The 15,834-nt window shown below is 66.0% G+C and carries 14 protein-coding genes and 3 pseudogenes; 3 read left to right on the forward strand and 14 right to left on the reverse strand.

Features of this window, described 5'->3' with window-relative positions; genetic code table 11:
* Window positions 1-9: 9 nt before the first annotated feature.
* From ACQY5K_RS04510 to ACQY5K_RS04525, 4 genes are all read right to left on the reverse strand, one after another.
* Window positions 10-885 carry an alpha/beta fold hydrolase gene (locus ACQY5K_RS04510; RefSeq protein WP_428120449.1) on the reverse strand — a complete coding sequence of 292 codons (876 nt, stop codon included), beginning with the start codon at window positions 883-885 and terminating at the stop codon, window positions 10-12.
* 139 nt (window positions 886-1,024) lie between these two features.
* On the reverse strand, window positions 1,025-2,050 hold the full coding sequence (locus ACQY5K_RS04515; protein WP_428120451.1) for an LLM class flavin-dependent oxidoreductase: 1,026 nt from the start codon (window positions 2,048-2,050) through the stop codon (window positions 1,025-1,027).
* A gap of 25 nt (window positions 2,051-2,075) precedes the next feature.
* Window positions 2,076-2,909, reverse strand: coding sequence for a phosphate/phosphite/phosphonate ABC transporter substrate-binding protein (locus tag ACQY5K_RS04520; RefSeq protein WP_428120453.1), 834 nt, complete (start codon window positions 2,907-2,909; stop codon window positions 2,076-2,078).
* A 48-nt stretch (window positions 2,910-2,957) separates the two neighbouring features.
* Complete coding sequence (locus ACQY5K_RS04525) at window positions 2,958-3,152, reverse strand: hypothetical protein (RefSeq protein ID WP_428122866.1); 195 nt, start codon at window positions 3,150-3,152, stop codon at window positions 2,958-2,960.
* Window positions 3,153-3,339: 187 nt separating this feature from the next.
* Between ACQY5K_RS04525 and ACQY5K_RS04530 the strand changes: the two genes are divergently transcribed.
* On the forward strand, window positions 3,340-4,314 hold the full coding sequence (locus ACQY5K_RS04530; RefSeq protein WP_428120455.1) for an IS30 family transposase: 975 nt from the start codon (window positions 3,340-3,342) through the stop codon (window positions 4,312-4,314).
* A 102-nt stretch (window positions 4,315-4,416) separates the two neighbouring features.
* On the opposite strand, the gene ACQY5K_RS04535 is transcribed toward ACQY5K_RS04530, so the two are convergent.
* From ACQY5K_RS04535 to ACQY5K_RS04550, 4 genes are read right to left on the reverse strand one after another with little or no spacing between them, the layout of a single operon-like run.
* Window positions 4,417-4,668, reverse strand: a complete 252-nt coding sequence (locus ACQY5K_RS04535; protein WP_428120457.1) for a type II toxin-antitoxin system ParD family antitoxin — start codon at window positions 4,666-4,668, stop codon at window positions 4,417-4,419.
* A 50-nt stretch (window positions 4,669-4,718) separates the two neighbouring features.
* The gene (katG, locus tag ACQY5K_RS04540; protein ID WP_428120459.1) at window positions 4,719-6,935 is read right to left on the reverse strand and encodes a catalase/peroxidase HPI; all 2,217 of its coding nucleotides are present in this window, start codon (window positions 6,933-6,935) and stop codon (window positions 4,719-4,721) included.
* Between the two features lie 17 nt (window positions 6,936-6,952).
* Window positions 6,953-7,381, reverse strand: coding sequence for a Fur family transcriptional regulator (locus ACQY5K_RS04545; RefSeq protein ID WP_428120461.1), 429 nt, complete (start codon window positions 7,379-7,381; stop codon window positions 6,953-6,955).
* Window positions 7,382-7,417: 36 nt separating this feature from the next.
* The gene (locus ACQY5K_RS04550; protein WP_428120463.1) at window positions 7,418-8,551 is read right to left on the reverse strand and encodes an acyl-CoA dehydrogenase family protein; all 1,134 of its coding nucleotides are present in this window, start codon (window positions 8,549-8,551) and stop codon (window positions 7,418-7,420) included.
* Between the two features lie 66 nt (window positions 8,552-8,617).
* Here ACQY5K_RS04550 and ACQY5K_RS04555 point away from each other — a divergent pair, with 66 nt between their 5' ends.
* Window positions 8,618-9,226 carry a dimethylsulfonioproprionate lyase family protein gene (locus ACQY5K_RS04555; RefSeq protein ID WP_428120465.1) on the forward strand — a complete coding sequence of 203 codons (609 nt, stop codon included), beginning with the start codon at window positions 8,618-8,620 and terminating at the stop codon, window positions 9,224-9,226.
* A gap of 131 nt (window positions 9,227-9,357) precedes the next feature.
* On the opposite strand, the gene ACQY5K_RS04560 is transcribed toward ACQY5K_RS04555, so the two are convergent.
* Window positions 9,358-10,566: an HNH endonuclease gene (locus ACQY5K_RS04560; RefSeq protein WP_428120467.1), complete on the reverse strand. Its 1,209-nt coding sequence runs from the start codon at window positions 10,564-10,566 to the stop codon at window positions 9,358-9,360.
* A 58-nt stretch (window positions 10,567-10,624) separates the two neighbouring features.
* The gene (locus tag ACQY5K_RS04565; protein ID WP_428120469.1) at window positions 10,625-11,068 is read right to left on the reverse strand and encodes an SRPBCC family protein; all 444 of its coding nucleotides are present in this window, start codon (window positions 11,066-11,068) and stop codon (window positions 10,625-10,627) included.
* A 165-nt stretch (window positions 11,069-11,233) separates the two neighbouring features.
* Between ACQY5K_RS04565 and ACQY5K_RS04570 the strand changes: the two are divergent.
* A pseudogene (locus ACQY5K_RS04570) lies at window positions 11,234-11,509 on the forward strand (SDR family oxidoreductase); the annotation flags it as partial.
* Between the two features lie 151 nt (window positions 11,510-11,660).
* Here ACQY5K_RS04570 and ACQY5K_RS04575 read toward each other — a convergent pair.
* The 4 genes and pseudogenes from ACQY5K_RS04575 to ACQY5K_RS04590 all read right to left on the reverse strand — a co-directional run.
* A pseudogene (locus tag ACQY5K_RS04575) lies at window positions 11,661-12,140 on the reverse strand (zinc-binding dehydrogenase); the annotation flags it as partial.
* 49 nt (window positions 12,141-12,189) lie between these two features.
* Window positions 12,190-13,144 (reverse strand): annotated as a pseudogene (locus ACQY5K_RS04580) (oxidoreductase).
* Window positions 13,145-13,148: 4 nt separating this feature from the next.
* A complete protein-coding gene (locus tag ACQY5K_RS04585; RefSeq protein ID WP_428120471.1) occupies window positions 13,149-15,299 on the reverse strand; it encodes a heavy metal translocating P-type ATPase in 2,151 nt (716 codons plus the stop codon).
* A 43-nt stretch (window positions 15,300-15,342) separates the two neighbouring features.
* Window positions 15,343-15,744: a heavy metal-responsive transcriptional regulator gene (locus tag ACQY5K_RS04590; RefSeq protein ID WP_428120473.1), complete on the reverse strand. Its 402-nt coding sequence runs from the start codon at window positions 15,742-15,744 to the stop codon at window positions 15,343-15,345.
* Window positions 15,745-15,834: the final 90 nt, after the last annotated feature.

The raw sequence follows: 15,834 nt of genomic DNA on the forward strand, positions 1-15,834 counted from the left end.
GTTGGGCAGCTACTCGGCGGTGTGGGCGAGGATCGCTTCGGTGACCTGCGGCCAGACCACCTCGGGAAGCTCGTGGCCGACCCGGTCCAGGGTCACCATGCGCGCCCCACCAATGGCCTCCACGGTGGCTTCACCGTGGGGGTACGGCAGGATCGGATCCTCGGTTCCGTGGATGACGATCGTCGGCGTGGAGATGCCACGCAGTTTCTCGGCGCGGTTGTCCTCATCCATGAGCGCCATACCGTGGTTGTGCATTGCCGGCCAGTTGGCGGCCCGGTCGTACTCCCGCTCGAATATCGCCGTGAAGCACTCGACATCGAATTCGGCTCGGCTGCCAGCGAGCGCACCGAAATTCTCCAACCGCGAACGCACCCGGTCTTCACGTGTGAGCGGCGGCTCCAACACCCACTTCAGCGTCAGTTCGATGTACTCCGGGAGCGGCGACGGCAGCTCTGGGGTCTCCCCCATGAAGATCGCCCGTGCGATCTCGCCGCCTGCAGGCGTCGACATGATCGACGTCATCGTCCGGATCCGGTCCGGATGATCCATCGCCACCTGCTGGCTGATCATCCCGCCCATCGAGGCCCCCACGAGGTGGGCGCTGTCAAGCCCGTAGGCGTCGAGCACTCCCACAGCGTCGTTCGCCATGTCCGCGAGGCCGTACGTCTCCTGTTCGAGGTCGAAGCAAGTGGTCTGTCCCGTATCCCGATTGTCGAACCGGATCACGTAGCGCCCGCCGTCGACGAGCCCGGCGATGAAGCCCTCTTCCCACAGGATCATCTGGGCGCTCGCGCCCATGACGAGGAGGATCGGAATGTCTCCCGGGTTGCCGAAGTCTTCGGTACAGATGTCGATCCCGTTGGCTTTGACCATGCGCTCTGCCATGTCGCCCCCCGTGTCTGCGGTGATGCCGCGGTTCCGACGCTAGCCCTGACCCACGAGCAGCATCCCTGGTGGCGACACCCTCAAGCGGTTGCGAACGGCCACCGCAACAGCCAAGGGGCTCTGGAACTGACGGGCAGTCTCAGGCGCTGGCGAGCGCAACCACTTCGAAGAGCGACTCGTAGCCCCCCAGCCCAGGCGGATCGGTGCGCTGAGGCAACCGGTACAGGATGATCTCGTCGGCCTGGTCGTTGTAGTCGGCGATCCGTGCTGCGCACTGAGCGGGGGTGCCGGTGATGCTCATGGTGTCGACGACTTCGTCGGGCACCAGGTCCATCGCCTCACGCAGCTGCCCCTCGGGCATGAGACGTGCAGCGGCGTCGGCGAATTCGTCGAAGCCGAGCTGGCGCAGTTGCGAGTCGTAATAGGGGTGCGGCACCGGGTGGAACAGGCCGCAAATGGTGGCTTGGGTGACCTTGCGTGCCAGCTCGGAGTCCTCGTTGATGCTGATGAACGACCCCATGGGGAAAGCCAGGCTGTCGGGATCGCGACCGGCGTCGCCGGCAGCCTCCCGTGCCGCCGGCCGGACAATGTCACGCATGAATTCGACCGACGACATCACCCCCACGCCGACCCCGTCGGCAACCTCGCCCGCGAGGCGGACCATCTTGGGTCCCGAAGCCGACAGGTACACCGGGATCGACGGCCGTGTCGGCTCCCATGTGGCCCGCCAGCGGATTCGATGGTGATCGCCCTCGTACCGCACCGGCTCCCCCGGCCGGCCGGCAACTGCACTGCGGACGATCTGTATGTAGTCGCGCAGCTTGCCGAGCGGGCGGAAGTCGTCGATGCCCATATACCACTCGTTGAAGTGGCGGTTGCCGGTGCCGAGCCCCAGCGTGAACCGCCCGCCGCTCATCTCGTCGAGATCGCGGGCTGCGATCGCCGTGAGCCAGGGTTCGCGGGCATACACGTTGGCGATGTAGGTGCCGACCGTCACTCGTTCGGTCGCTGCGATCACCGCGGCTGCCGAGACGAACGCGCTGCGACCGGCTTCGACGGTGTACATCGACTCCATCCCGGCGGCCTCGCCTTGGCGGGCCAGCTCGACGAAGTCGGCCATCGAGTCCTCGAATCCGAGCAGCATTCCAAGCGCGGGTCTCGACATATCAGGTTCTTCTCTGGGTACAGAACTAGAAGATCTTGCCGACGAGGTCGGCGCGTTCGACGGCACCCATGAGATCGTTCCAGCCGTCATCGGTGGCCCGCACCCACTTGGTGAGGTGCTCCATGCGCATCATCTCGGCGATCTCGGGTTCGTCGGGGTCCATCGCCACGAGCAGCTCCACGAATTGCTCGCAGGTGTCGTCGCTCAGGCCGGGGGCGGAGGTGAAGGCGCAGTGGCAGTAGGGACGGGTGCGCCACACCTCGACGATGTCCTCGTCGGCCAGCTCGTGGCGTCGCTTCAAGTACCCAAGCCACGGCTCGAAGATCACCCCGGCATCGGCTCGACCGTCCATGACGGCGCCGAAGATCGTCCGGTCGTCCACCCATGACGCCAGGTTGGAGTACTCCGTTGCTTCCAGCTCGACGAGCTCGCAGTCCGATTCGACATCAAACCCGTCCTCCGCGAGCTGAGCGGCCGGCAGCAGGTACAGCTCGCTGGAGATGTCCACTCCCAGGGCCAGCCGCCGCCCCCGTAAGTCATCAAGACCGGCGATGGCAGCGTCGGCCCTGGCGACGATGAGCGAGTGGACGTCCTCGTCGGTGTCGCGCATCGCCAGCGTCCGGCACGTGCCCGGGGACCGCAGCAGCAGCTGGGCATGTGCCATCGGCGCGTTCCACGCGATGTCGACATGGCCATCGAGCACCGCTGTGCACAACGCGTCGTAAGTGGAATACAGCGCGTACTCCGTCTCGAGGCCGGCTTCGTTGAAGTACTTGCGGATGGCGTTCCAGATGAAGACGGCTCGCTTCGGATCGGCTGCCGTGGAGCCGATCATGAGCGGTCGTGGGCGTGCGGTCATGGGCTTGTCCCCCGCCGCCCAACGTAGTGCCGCACTCGGGCGGTGGCTTCAGCTCAGATCGAACCGATCGAGGTTCATCACCTTGGTCCAGGCCGCCACGAAGTCGCCCACGAACGTGGCCTCGGCGTCGTCGCACCCATACACCTCTGCGATTGCCCTCAGCTGCGCGTACGAGCCGAACACGAGATCGACCGCGCTGGCCGTAGGAACGTGCCCGGCCATGTCCGCTTTTGCGTCCAGCACGGCCTCGCAGGGCACGCCAAGGGCGAACTATCGCACGACTACTGGATAGAACATCGAGTGCGGGAAAAGAAAGCCAGCGCGCGCACTCTTCGAGGTGCGAAAGAGGGCGAACTCCATCGGTGGTTGCAAGTGAACGGTCATGATGGCCGTTGCCGACACATGCAGCCGACCGATGGAGGTGTCGAGTATGGCAGCGAGGCTGAGTTTGGATGAGCGGGTGTTCATCGAGTCGTCGCTGGGGGCGGGCCGCAGCGTCGCGGACGCAGCGGCCCGGCTGGGCCGTGATCGGTCCACGGTGCATCGCGAGCTGGCCCGCTGCGGCGGGCGGGCGGGCTATGACGCCCGCGCTGGGGACGCGTGGGCGTGCGCGAGGGCGCGACGAGAGCGAACGCCCAAGCTGGCGCGCGACCCGGTGCTGGCCGCTGCGGTCGATGAGCGTCTGAGGCTGAGGTGGTCCCCGCACGCAGCGGCGGCGGACCTGCGCGAGGCGGGCATGAGCGTGTGCGCGGAGACGATCTATCGGGCGTGCTACGCGAACGACGCGCGCAGCGGCCTGCCCGCCGGCTCCTGGGCGAAGCTGCCGCGGCGCTGCCGGCGCCGTCGGCCGCGCAGCGTCGCGCAGGCCCAAAAGCCCAGCCCGCTGGGGCAATACCGGCCGATAGCCGACCGGCCCGCCGACGTCGAGGACCGTACAGAGCCCGGCCACTGGGACCGCGACCTCATCGTCGGCAAAGCGAACCTCACCGCCGCGGTCACCCTCGCCGAGCGCACCAGCCGCTACGCGGTCACCGCAGCGCTGCCCGACGGCTACAGCGCGCCCCAGGTCGCCGCCGCGGTCACCGCGGCGCTGGGCCGCCAGCCCGCAGCGCTCGTGCGCACCCTCACCTGGGACCAAGGCCGCGAGACGGCCCGCCGGGCCGACATCGAAGCAGCGCTCGGCATCGAGGTGTTCTTCTGCGAGCCGCGCTCGCCGTGGCAGCGACCCACCAACGAGCACACCAACGCACTGCTGCGCCGATGGCTCCCCAAAGGCACCAGCCTCGACATCGCACAACTGCGGCTCTCGGTCATCGACGACAAACTCAACCACATGCCCCGCCGACTCCACCACTGGGCATCAGCACACGACATCTACACTCAACTCACTTGCAACCACCGCTAGAGCTTGCCAACCGACGGCCGAGTTCATCACCACCCTCGGACCGGTAGTACTCGCTCCGCTCAACCAAGTCCGCCTCGGCCAGCGGGCGCAGTCGGACTTCGCTCACTCCGCTCGGCCGAGCGCCCGGGCGCGAAGATCATCGACAACCTCGGACGTCAACGGCCGGCCCTCACCCGACTCGAGCCCGTCAGTAATCAACAGGCGGAAACGACGCGCCGCCTCGTCTTGCTGATCACGCCGGATGAGTTCGCGCAGATACTCACTGGTATTGCCGTAGTCCCCGCCTCGAACGCGCTCGTCGATGTAGCTCCGCATCGACTCGGGAAGTGCAAAGCTCATCGTGTTCCGGCTCACATCGCCAGTCTCTACGAGTTAATAACTGTTGTCAACATTCGGCGACGGCCTCAGGCGAGGTCGAACCGGTCGAGGTTCATCACCTTGGTCCAGGCCGCCACGAAGTCGCCCACAAACTTGGACTCGGCGTCATCGCAGCCATAGACCTCGGCAATCGCCCTCAGCTGTGAGTTGGAGCCGAAGACGAGGTCGACGGCACTTGCCGTCCACTTGAGCTCGCCGGAGGCCCGGTCGCGGCCTTCGTAGGTGTGCTCGGTATCGGAGACCTGCCACTGCGTGCCCATGTCGAGCAGGTTCACGAAGTAGTCGTTGGTGAGCGATCCGGCCCGGCCGGTGAGCACGCCGAGCGACGAGCCGCCGGTGTTGGCGCCAAGTACTCGCAGGCCGCCGACCAGCACCGTCATCTCGGGCGCCGTCAGCGACAGCAGGCTCGACCGGTCCACCAGCATCACCTCGGGCCGACGCTTGTCAGCGGCACGCCAGTAGTTGCGGAACCCGTCAGCAGTCGGTTCGAGCACTGCGAACGAATCGGCGTCGGTCTGCTCCGCCGACGCATCGGTGCGCCCTGGCGAGAACGGAACCTCTATGTCGTGGCCGGCGTCGCGGGCCGCCTGCTCGACCCCGGCGCACCCGCCCAGGACGATCAGATCGGCCAAGGACACCCGCTTGTCACCGCTCTGAGAGCTGTTGAACTCCGACTGGATTCCCTCCAATGTCGCCAGTACCTCAGCCAGCTCCGCGGGGTCGTTGGCCTCCCAGCCGTTCTGTGGTGCAAGGCGGATGCGGGCACCGTTGGCCCCACCGCGCAGGTCGCTGTCGCGGAACGTGGACGCCGACGCCCAGGCCGTCTTGACCAGCTGTGAGACCGACAGCCCTGCGCTGAGGACTTGAGCCTTGAGCGCCACTATGTCGGCACCACCAACCAGATCGTGGTCGACGGCGGGGACCGGGTCCTGCCAGATCAGCTGCTCGTCGGGGACCTCGGATCCGAGGTACCTGGCGACCGGTCCCATGTCACGGTGGGTGAGCTTGTACCACGCCCGGGCGAACGCATCGGCGAACTCGTCGGGGTTTTCCAGGAAGCGCCGAGAGATCGGCTCGTAGATGGGATCCATCCGCAGCGACAGGTCGGTCGTGAGCATCACCGGCGCATGACGCTTCGACGGATCGTGCGCGTCGGGCACGGTGTCGGCCGCAGCGGGATCCGTTGGCACCCACTGATTTGCCCCCGCAGGACTCTGGGACAGCTCCCACTCGTAGCCGAAGAGCACCTCGAAGAACGTGTTGTCCCACATCACGGGCGTGGGCGTCCAGATGCCCTCGAGCCCGCTGGTGATCGAGTCGCCCGCCTTGCCGCTGCCGTAAGAGCTTGACCACCCGAGGCCCTGTTCTTCGAGGGCGGCGCCTTCAGGCTCGGGGCCGACGTGCTGGTCGCCATCGGCGGCGCCATGCGTCTTGCCGAAGGTGTGGCCCCCGGCGATAAGGGCAACGGTCTCCTCGTCGTTCATGGCCATACGGTCGAAGGTCTCCCGGATGTCCCTCGCCGCTGCGAGCGGGTCAGGCGTGCCGTTCGGTCCCTCGGGGTTCACATAGATCAGGCCCATCTGCACGGCGCCGAGCGGGTCGGCCAGTTCACGGTCGCCGCTGTAGCGCTCGTCGTCGAGCCAGACGGTCTCGGGGCCCCAGTAGATGTCCTCCTCGGGCTCCCATACGTCCACCCGGCCACCGCCGAAGCCGAAGGTCCGAAAGCCCATCGATTCCAGCGCGACGTTGCCGGCCAGGATCATCAGGTCGGCCCAGGAGATCGCGCGGCCGTACTTCTGCTTGACCGGCCACAGCAGCCGGCGGGCCTTGTCGAGGTTGGCGTTGTCGGGCCAGCTGTTCAGCGGTGCGAACCGGTGCGTGCCCGAGCCGCCGCCGCCCCGTCCGTCATGGACGCGGTAGGTGCCGGCGCTGTGCCACGCCATGCGGATGATGAGCGGCCCGTAGTGGCCGAAATCGGCCGGCCACCAATTCTGCGAGGTGGTCATCACCTCGGCGAGGTCTGCTTTCACTGCTGCGAGGTCGAGGCCCCCGAACTCGGCGGCGTAGTCGTACTGCTCGTCGGTGGGGTCGATCAGCGGTGAGTTCTTGCCGAGCGGTCGCAGGTTCAGCTGTTCGGGCCACCAGTGCTGGTTGGCCAGCGAGCCCATGGCGCCAGCGGGCTCATGCAGCACAGGGCATCTGCCCGCCGTCGGGGTTGCTTCGGTTGTGCTGGTATCACTCATTGCTGCTCCTTGGCTGTTCAGTGAGTCGCTGTTGGTGTGGGCTGGCAGCCGCCGCAATAGCCCCAGTAGATGACCTCGGCCTCGTCGATCGAGAAGCCGTTGTCGTCTGCGGCCTCGAGGCACGGCCGGTACCCCACGGCGCAGTCGACATCGACCATGCTTCCGCAGGACCGGCACACCAGGTGATGATGGTTGTCGTCGACCCGGTCCTCGTATCGGGCCGCCGACCGTGCCGGCTGGATCCGCCGGATCAGACCTTCTTCGGTCAACATGGTCAAGGCGTCGAACACTGCCTGTCTGGATACTGACCCGATACTGGCACGCACATCGTCGACCAGATCGTCAGCAGTGGCATGAGGTCGCGCCGAAACGGCGTTGAACACAGCCAACCGCTGTGCGGTCACCTGTATCCCTCGCTCCCGCAGCATCTGCTGGGCATCGATCATGGCAGCAGCGTACACAATTCTGGATTTAATCCAAATTCAGCAGCAGTCTGGAATCATCTGGTTTCCAAGCCCCAGCAACTGGCCGGCGCATTGACCGTCGGCAAAGTGAACCGACGCCCCCGAGCCCTCCAACACGAGGCCAACGGTCTGTATCGACATCCGAACCGTCTGCGCAGCCGCAAGTCGGGTTCGGCCCCGCTCGACGGCGTCGAACACCCCTTCCCCGTCGTAGGTCTCGCAAACATGATCCACAGCATCGTCCCAGAGCGTGCGCGCCGCCCGCACCGTCGCCAGCGCGTCCGCAAGGCGAATCTGGGATGCCGGTTGCGAAGCCTGACGGTCTCCCGCCGAATACGGCAGCACCCGTGACGACACGAGTTCACGGAAGTGCTCGACTGCGGCTTCGGCCCCGCCCAACGCAGCTGCAGACGCCACGAGCGTCAGCACCGGCACCATTGGATAGCGCACGAATGGGTCGGCGCAGATCTGAGCTCCAGGCGGCGAATTGCCGCCCCACTCGCTGGCGAGCAACGTCCTCTCCGACGGGACGAATGCCGCGTCTGCCACAACGTCGTTGGTGCCGGTGCCTCTCATTCCCGAGGTGTCCCACACATCGACGACCGTCACATCGGAAATCGGCAACACGAAGAAGCGGGCCTCCGCGCCCTCCCCGCTGGAAACCAGTCCGCTGACCATCACCCAACCGGCGTGCTGCACCCCCGTTGCCCACTGCCACCGGCCGCTGATCTCGAAGCCCCCTTCAACTGGGACTGCCTTGCCAGTCGGAGCGAGGGGGCACGGCATGAGCACGTAGGGCCGATCGCCCCAGACGGCATCCTGAAGTTCCTGAGAACCCCGGGCCACGAACCAGTTGTGCAACACCAGAAACAGCAGCGTCCACGCCGATGAGACGCATCCGTGGGCGAGGATTCGTGTCATCTCGCCGACCGACCGGAGCCCGAGACCGTGGCCGCCGCGCTCGGTGGGCACAAGTATCTCGAAGACACCGCTCGCAACAGCGTCATCCATCGTCGATTGGGGCAGCTCACGAAGCGCTGCAGTCTCAGCGGCTCGTTCAGACAAGCGCTCGACCATCGACGACGCCCACGCCACGACATCGTCGTGCGACAGCCGCGCACTCGATGGCCGGACCTCATGTGCCGCATTCACCGCATGGAAACTAGCTGTGTATCTGGCATCGACTAGCGAGGAACGCCCATTTGGGAAGATGCCGTTGTGGCTGGCGCCATCGACGAGCTGCTGCGGCGTATCGCCGCATTCCATCGCAGCCGCCCGGTCGTCCCCGAGTACCCGATGGTCGCTGAGGTGCTCGAAGCACTCGATGCAGCCTCCAGCCCCACTCTGGTCGAAGCTCGCTACCTGCCGGTGCTGCGGCACCTCGAAGCAGTCGCGCTCAGCGGCGATGAGTCCGTTGATGCCGTGCTCGAGGAGTTCCTCTCCCTCGCCGCCTCCCTGCCCTGGATTCACACCGCCGGCTACCGCGGCGTGCTGAGCCAGGAATTTCACGACAACTACGGCTATGTCCAGCTGGTCGGTCCGAAGTCGATCGTCGAGCATCGCTGCGTGCGAGTCGGCATCGCCGTGTGGGGACCGAACCTGCACTACCCCAGCCACCACCACGAAGCCGAGGAGCTGTACCACGTGCTGGCTGGCGAGCCTTGCTTCAGCACCGATGATGTGCGCCGCACTACCAAACCCGGTGACGCGGTGCATCACGCGCCGTGGCAACCGCACCAGCAGGACTTCGGCGCCACACCGACGGTGCTCCTTTACTGCTGGACCGGGGCCGTGGTGGCCGACGCCGCGCTCGTGGGTGCGGATTGACCCACTGGAAGTCGAATGCCGCCGTCAAAGCACTGGCGGAAATTACCTAGACCGTCCGGAGCAGAAGCGACCAGACCGCTACGAAGGACTCGCTCGGCTCAGCGTCATCGGCGATGGGCCACGCAGTCTGGCTATGGGCTGCGGGCGGTAGCCGGCGCTCGGTTGGCGGGCTTGGTGTTGTGGGGTTCGGGCGGCAGCAGGCGGGGTCGCCCGTCGAGTGGTGTGTGGATGTAGCGGTCGTGTTGGTGGAGGTCTGTGTGGCAGTCCCAGCACAGAGATGCCAGATTCGGTATGTCGGTGAGGCCGCCGTTCTCGTAGTAGTCGATGTAGTGGGCTTGGGTGTGTTCGCTGGTGAACTCGCAGCCGATACAGCCCCCATCGCGTGCAGCCAGGATCAGGCGCTGGGCGTCGCTGGCGTTGCGAGCCCGCCCCAGCGCCAGCTCGGACCAGTCGGCCTTGAAGATCGTCGGCAGTACTTTGGCGTCGACGGCGTGCTCTGCCAGCATCTGCGCGGACAACGGTGTGCCGTCGTCGAGGCGGGGATGGGCGAGCCGATCGTTCACGACGTCGTAGTCGGCAATGATCAGCAGGCTCGTGTTGGCCCGCCGCACGCGCTCTGGGCCGCCGATGAGGTCGCTGATCGCATCCGCGATGAGCTGCGCCTGGGTCGGCTCGACGTCGCCGCTGACGCTGCCGTCGAAGTCGATGCCCACTCCACCAGCGCCGCTGCCCCCGCTGTTGTGGTCCCCGGCGCGACGGCGCGCTGACCGCACTGCTGCTTGGATCACGGCATTGAGGTGCCGACCGGTCATGAAATCGAACTTGGCCCACAGATGCCACATTCCGTCGGTGCCCAGCCGCATCGATCCGCTCCGCTGAGCGCGCTGTAGTTCCAGCTCAGCGTCGATCGGGCCGAGGCCCTTTGCGGCCGCCTCGGCCTCGATATCCGCGTACACCTGCTGGCTCACATACGCGAATGGGTGACGGGCAACGGTTTCGGAGGGGTAGGCGCGGCACAGTTCGATGAACTCGGTCTCGCTGCGACGATGCTTCTTGGGCACTTCACGGGCGATCACCCGCGCATGAGACGCCTGAATCTCGCCGGCCCGCAACGCATCGAGCGTGTCGGTTAATTGCTGCTCGGCCAGACTCTCGGCGAGGCGGGATTCCGAGCGCGCCTGCGAGCTGTTCATCCGCGCTTCTTCGCGCAGCACATGCGCAACAGCCTGAGAACCGTTGCGAGAAGCCATTTCGCCCACTGCAGCCAGGTACTCACCCTCGATACGGGATCGCTCAGCGACCAGGCGCAACACCCGATCCTTCAGATCGCCGTCTCTCAATGCACCGAGATTGCCCGCGGCAAGAACACCGATGGGCGGAGTCTCGAAGGCGCGGGTGTTAGGCCTCGGCGACAGCCTTGAGGTTCTCCAGCGTTTGGGCAATGTTCTGCACCAGGAGGCTGTGACGGTTGTGCTTCTGGAAGAACTCCATGTCGAGAATCGGCGAGTCGAAGCTCTCGGTGACCCGGCAGCCTGAGCCAGTTGCCTCGATCTCATAGCGCCATAGCGTGCGGCGGCCATCCTGGGCAGGCACTTCGAACGCCCACTCCCGACCTGGCTCGGCAGCCACAACGATGCAGCCGGCGTCCCACTTCATGTCGCCGTTCTGGTTGTAACCCCGGAACTTCGCCCCGACCTGGGGACCGGTCGAGCCGTCCTCCCACGCGGACTTGTAGCACTCGGGGCTGATCTCGCTGATCCGGGACAGGTCCGTCAGGATCCCGTACACCGCCTCTGGGCTCGCGGCAATGTCGATGCTGGTGCTTGCGGTGGTCTCAACCATGTGCGTTGTCCTTCTTCGGGAGTGGGAGCAGCGAGAGGCCATCGACATGAAACCCTCGAAATTGCGTTCGATTCCAGATGAGGCCATCTGGCAACATGCCAAGCCCGACCAAGCCGTGACGGCCACCTCTCTGATGGATGAAGTCCTCGAGAGGCACAGGCCGTTTCCAAAGGCGCGCTGCACCAAATGGCGGCCTCCGTCAACCGCGCACTTGAGAGCTCCCGGATCGTGGCCAACTGCATCAACCCGGGCCCGGTTGACACCGGGTACGCGACTGGCGACATGCATAAAGCGGTGAGCGCGCAATTCCCCGACCAGCGGTGGGGCACCCCAAAGGACATCGCCGACCTCGTCGAGTTCCTAGTCACCGACAGTGGCGGCTGGATCCGAGGCCAAGTCATCGACGCCGAAGGCGGCTTCGACCGCGTCCGGCAACCCTGATCGGCCGATGACGAGTGCAATCGTTCCATCGAGACTGAGATCATCTGCCGAGTTTGGCCAGTCGGGCTGCGGCGAAACCTGCTGGCTCGACGAGGGATTCGAACTCGCACGCACTTGAGCAGGGCTGCGACGACGCTGCCCGTCGGCGACGTCAATCGAACTTGATCAGCGACCGGACGACCCTGCCTGCGCGCATGTCAGCGAAGCCGTCGTTGATCTGATCGAGGGTGATCACCGCCGACACCCATTCATCGAGATGCAACCGGCCTTGGAGATACATCTCGACGAGCCGCGGCATGTCAATGCGGAATCGGTTCGATCCCATCGCCGATCCCTTCAGCGTGCGGCCCCGCAACAGGTGCATCCCGTCAACGGAGATCTTCTGATCCGCCGGGATCATGCCGACGATGGTGGCGGTTCCGCCGAGGGCCAGCATGCCAAATGCCTGCTCGGCAGTGGTGTTCATGCCCAGGCATTCGATTGCGTGGTGCACTCCCCCGCCGGTCAGGTCCAGCACCGCCTCGATAGGGTCCGATTCAAGCGGATTCACCGCATCGGTTGCGCCGAGCATGCGCGCCAGCTGCAGCTTGTCGGGATTCGTATCGATGGCAATTACTCGGCCCGGGCCGCTCTGTCAGGGAGGTTGGCACAGAACATCGGACGCAGGTGCGGCCCACGGCTCAACGCGCAATCCACCAAGAGAGTGGTTCGCTGAACTGGCACACCCCGAAGCTGACCTCGGTGAGCTCTTGTGACGCGTCCCACGGCCGCCCTTGCAGCTCCGCATCACGTGACCGGTCGCTTGACGGCACCAAGACCGGATGGCCGCGCATCTCCATGAAGCCGTCCGGCCCGTAGAACTGGCCGCCGGAAGCGGCGGGATCGGTCGCGGCCCGCAGCGTCGCAAGGGCGCCCATGGCTGCGCTGTGCCGCAACGGCCCGATCAGCGGACGGATAATCCGTATACCCGGGAAATGTCGCAGGATCCCCGTTTCGGACCAGCCCGGATGGGCCGCTAGCGCCACAGTCAGAGCCCCTGCGGCCACCAACCGGCGCTGCAGCTCGCGGGTGAACAGCAGGTTCGCCAGCTTCGAGCGCCCGTACGCGGCGGACTGGCTGCGACCCTGCTCAGTTCCGAGACGGTCGAAGTCGATTCGCGACCGGTACCGGTGAGCGTTGCTGCTCACCATCACCACCCGCGACCCGGCAACAGGCAGCACCCGCGGCAGCAGCAAGCCAGTCCAGGCGAAGTGGCCGAGATGGTTGGTGCCCATCCGGATCTCGAACCCGTCGGCGGTCTGGCGGCGCGGTGTGCGAAAGACCCCTGCGTTGTTGACGAGTAGGTCGATGCGCTCGAACCGATCGCGGATGGCCACGACCGCTTCGCGCACCGAGTCCAGCGACGCCAGGTCGAGCTCTTGCAGCACGAGGTCAGCACCGGGATGTTCGGCCCGGATGGCATCGGCCGCCGCTCCCCCTTTGTCGAGATCTCGTACCGCAAGCACCACCATCGCACCACGGCCTGCCAAGGCCAGCGCCGTCTCGAGACCGTTCCCCGAGTTGGTGCCCGTCACAACCGCCACCCCCCCCCGATTGATCAGGAATGTCCGTAGCAGTCCACTTGTCGCTGGTCACAAGATCAGTCAGTCTGGCGGTAGCCGGCGAAGCGTCGGAGGCGGAGGCTGTTCGTCACGACGAACAGTGACGACACGCCCATGGCGCCGGCGGCGATCATGGGGTTCAGGATGCCCAACGCCGCAAGCGGGATCGCGGCAGCGTTGTAGGCGAAGGCCCAGAACAAGTTGCCTTTGATCGTCGACAGCGTGCGGCGTGACAGCGCGATGGCATCCGCGACAGCACGCAGATCGCCGCTCACGACGGTCAGATCGGAGGCCTCAATGGCCACGTCGGTGCCAGTCCCGACGGCAATGCCGAGATCGGCCTGAGCGAGCGCCGGGGCGTCGTTGATGCCATCGCCCACCATCGCCACGCGCTTCCCGTCGGCTTGGAGCCCTTGCACGACGGCGGCTTTGTCACCCGGATAGACCTCGGCGATCACAGACTCGATGCCGACCTTGGCTGCGACCGTCCGGGCAGTGCGCTCGTTGTCGCCGGTGAGCAGCGTGACCGCCAGACCTTGGTCGTGCAGTGCCGCAATCGCCTCCTGCGAGGTCGACTTGATGCGGTCGGCGACCACCAGGACAAGCTCGGCTGCGCCATTGCGGCCGGCAAGGACGGCCGTCGCCCCTGCGGCCTCGGCGCTCCCGGCCAGTTCAGCGACAGGGCCGGGGACTCTGTCGAACAGGCTGCGTCGACCCACTCGGACCTCCACGCCGCCGATCGTCGCCGTCACTCCGGAGCCCGGCGTGGTCTCAAAGTCATCCACCTTGGCCAACCCGTCGACGGAACCGGCAATCGCTTGAGCAATCGGGTGTTCCGACAGCGCCTCGGCCGACGCCGCCAGCCGGTGTACCTCGTCACGCTCGGCGGCCGGAAGCTCGCCCGCATGAACGCCGGCGAGCGTCATGGCTCCCTCGGTGAGCGTGCCGGTCTTGTCCACCAGCACGATGTCCACCGAGCGTGTGTCCTCGAGGACTTCGCCGCCCTTGATGATGACCCCGAGCTGTGCGCCGCGACCGGTCCCCACCATGATCCCGAGCGGCGTCGCCAACCCGAGGGCACAGGGGCAGGCGATGATCAGTACCGCTACGGCCGCGCTGAACGCTTCACTCGCCGCGTTGCCCAGCGCCAACCCCGCCACCAGCGTCACGATTCCCGTTACAAGGGCGAAGGGCACGAACACCGCCGCGACCCGATCGGCGAGACGCTGCACCCCTGCCCGGCTGCCTTGGGCCTGGGTAACGAGCCGGATGATCTGGGCCAGCGCCGTGTCAGCGCCCACCTTCGTCGCCTCGACGACGAGCGAACCGTTCGCATTGATCGTCGAACCGATCACCTCATCGCCGGGCCCTACCTCGACCGGCACCGGTTCGCCGGTCACCATCGACGCATCGACTGCCGAGTGTCCGTCGACGACCACACCGTCAGTGGCGATCCTCTCCCCCGGCCGGACCACGAACCGCATCCCGACCGCCAGATCAGCGAGCTCGATCTCACGCCCGTCGACCAGGCGGGCTGTCCGCACGCCAAGGTCGGCCAGCGCCCGGATGGCATCACCGGAGCGGCGCTTGGCCCGAAGCTCCAGCCACTTGCCCAGCAAGATCAACGTCACGATCACGGCGCCGGTCTCGAAGTACACATGGCCATCGCCGACACCGACAATCGACACAGCCAGTGACCAGGCCAGCGCCGACAGCGACCCCATCGACACGAGCGTGTCCATCGTGGTGGCGCCGTGCCGCAGGTTCACCGCCGCAGCTCGATGGAACGGCCACCCCGACCCAACGATGACCACAGTTGCCAACGCAGCGACCGGCCATTCCCAGCCGCCGAACTGCAGCGCCGGGATCATCGAGATCAGCGCCGACGGGACCGCCAGCGCCACGCCGATGACCAGCCGGATCAGCAGGTCCGCCTGGCGTCGCTGCTCGGCTGCGTCGCCCTCATCGGGGGCGATGACGGAGTAGCCCAGTGCCTTGATCTCCGCTGCGACGAATGCCTCGTCGAGCAATCCGTTATGGGTGATCGTGGCCCGCCCGGTGGCGAAGTTCACGTTTGCCGTCGCCACGGCATCCATCTCGTCCAATCGGCGCTGAATCCGGCTCGCGCAGGCGGCGCATGTCATCCCATCGATCGCCAGGTCGGATCGGGCGGTCACATCGGTGGCCATGTGCCCACCCTAAAGGTTCCACTTGACTGGAAGGTCAAGTCCCCTATCGGGTCTGGCTGATCACCTGGCAGCGGTTGGGGTCAGTACACGACGCCGGGTCGAGACCCTGTGCCCGTTTCAGCAGTGCCGCCAGCTCCTTGCGGGCCGAAACGAGCTGGGCGATCTGGACGTCGATGGCATCCACTTGGGCCTCGATGAGCGCAGTGGTATGCGCGCACGAACGCTCGCCGACGCTCTTGAGCTCGAGCACCGAAGAGATCTCGGCCAATGTCAGGCCAGTCGCCTGCGCATCCCTGATGAACTGCAATCGCCCCACAGCGTCGCCCGCATACTCGCGGTACCCGCTCGCTGTGCGGCCTGGTTCATCGAGCAGACCGATCGACTCGTAATATCGAATCGTCTTCGTGCTCACCCCGCAGCGATCGCCCAATTCCCCGATTCTCATACGCACGACCGTACTTGACCTCCCCGCCTCAACCTTCCAGCTGGAAGGAATCCCGACGGAGGAATAGAGATGAGAATCACCGCTGTCGTG

This window comes from Candidatus Poriferisodalis sp., assembly GCF_965262965.1.
Taxonomy (GTDB): Bacteria; Actinomycetota; Acidimicrobiia; order Acidimicrobiales; family Poriferisodalaceae; genus Poriferisodalis.

What these genes read in the sequence shown, in the direction of transcription:
- ACQY5K_RS04510 (WP_428120449.1), bottom strand. Translation starts at nt 885, where the DNA reads ATGGCAGAGCGCATGGTCAAAGCCAACGGGATCGACATCTGTACCGAA.
- ACQY5K_RS04515 (WP_428120451.1), bottom strand. Translation starts at nt 2,050, where the DNA reads ATGTCGAGACCCGCGCTTGGAATGCTGCTCGGATTCGAGGACTCGATG.
- ACQY5K_RS04520 (WP_428120453.1), bottom strand. Translation starts at nt 2,909, where the DNA reads ATGACCGCACGCCCACGACCGCTCATGATCGGCTCCACGGCAGCCGAT.
- ACQY5K_RS04530 (WP_428120455.1), top strand. Translation starts at nt 3,340, where the DNA reads ATGGCAGCGAGGCTGAGTTTGGATGAGCGGGTGTTCATCGAGTCGTCG.
- katG (WP_428120459.1), bottom strand. Translation starts at nt 6,935, where the DNA reads ATGAGTGATACCAGCACAACCGAAGCAACCCCGACGGCGGGCAGATGC.
- ACQY5K_RS04545 (WP_428120461.1), bottom strand. Translation starts at nt 7,381, where the DNA reads ATGATCGATGCCCAGCAGATGCTGCGGGAGCGAGGGATACAGGTGACC.
- ACQY5K_RS04565 (WP_428120469.1), bottom strand. Translation starts at nt 11,068, where the DNA reads ATGGTTGAGACCACCGCAAGCACCAGCATCGACATTGCCGCGAGCCCA.
- ACQY5K_RS04585 (WP_428120471.1), bottom strand. Translation starts at nt 15,299, where the DNA reads ATGGCCACCGATGTGACCGCCCGATCCGACCTGGCGATCGATGGGATG.
- ACQY5K_RS04590 (WP_428120473.1), bottom strand. Translation starts at nt 15,744, where the DNA reads ATGAGAATCGGGGAATTGGGCGATCGCTGCGGGGTGAGCACGAAGACG.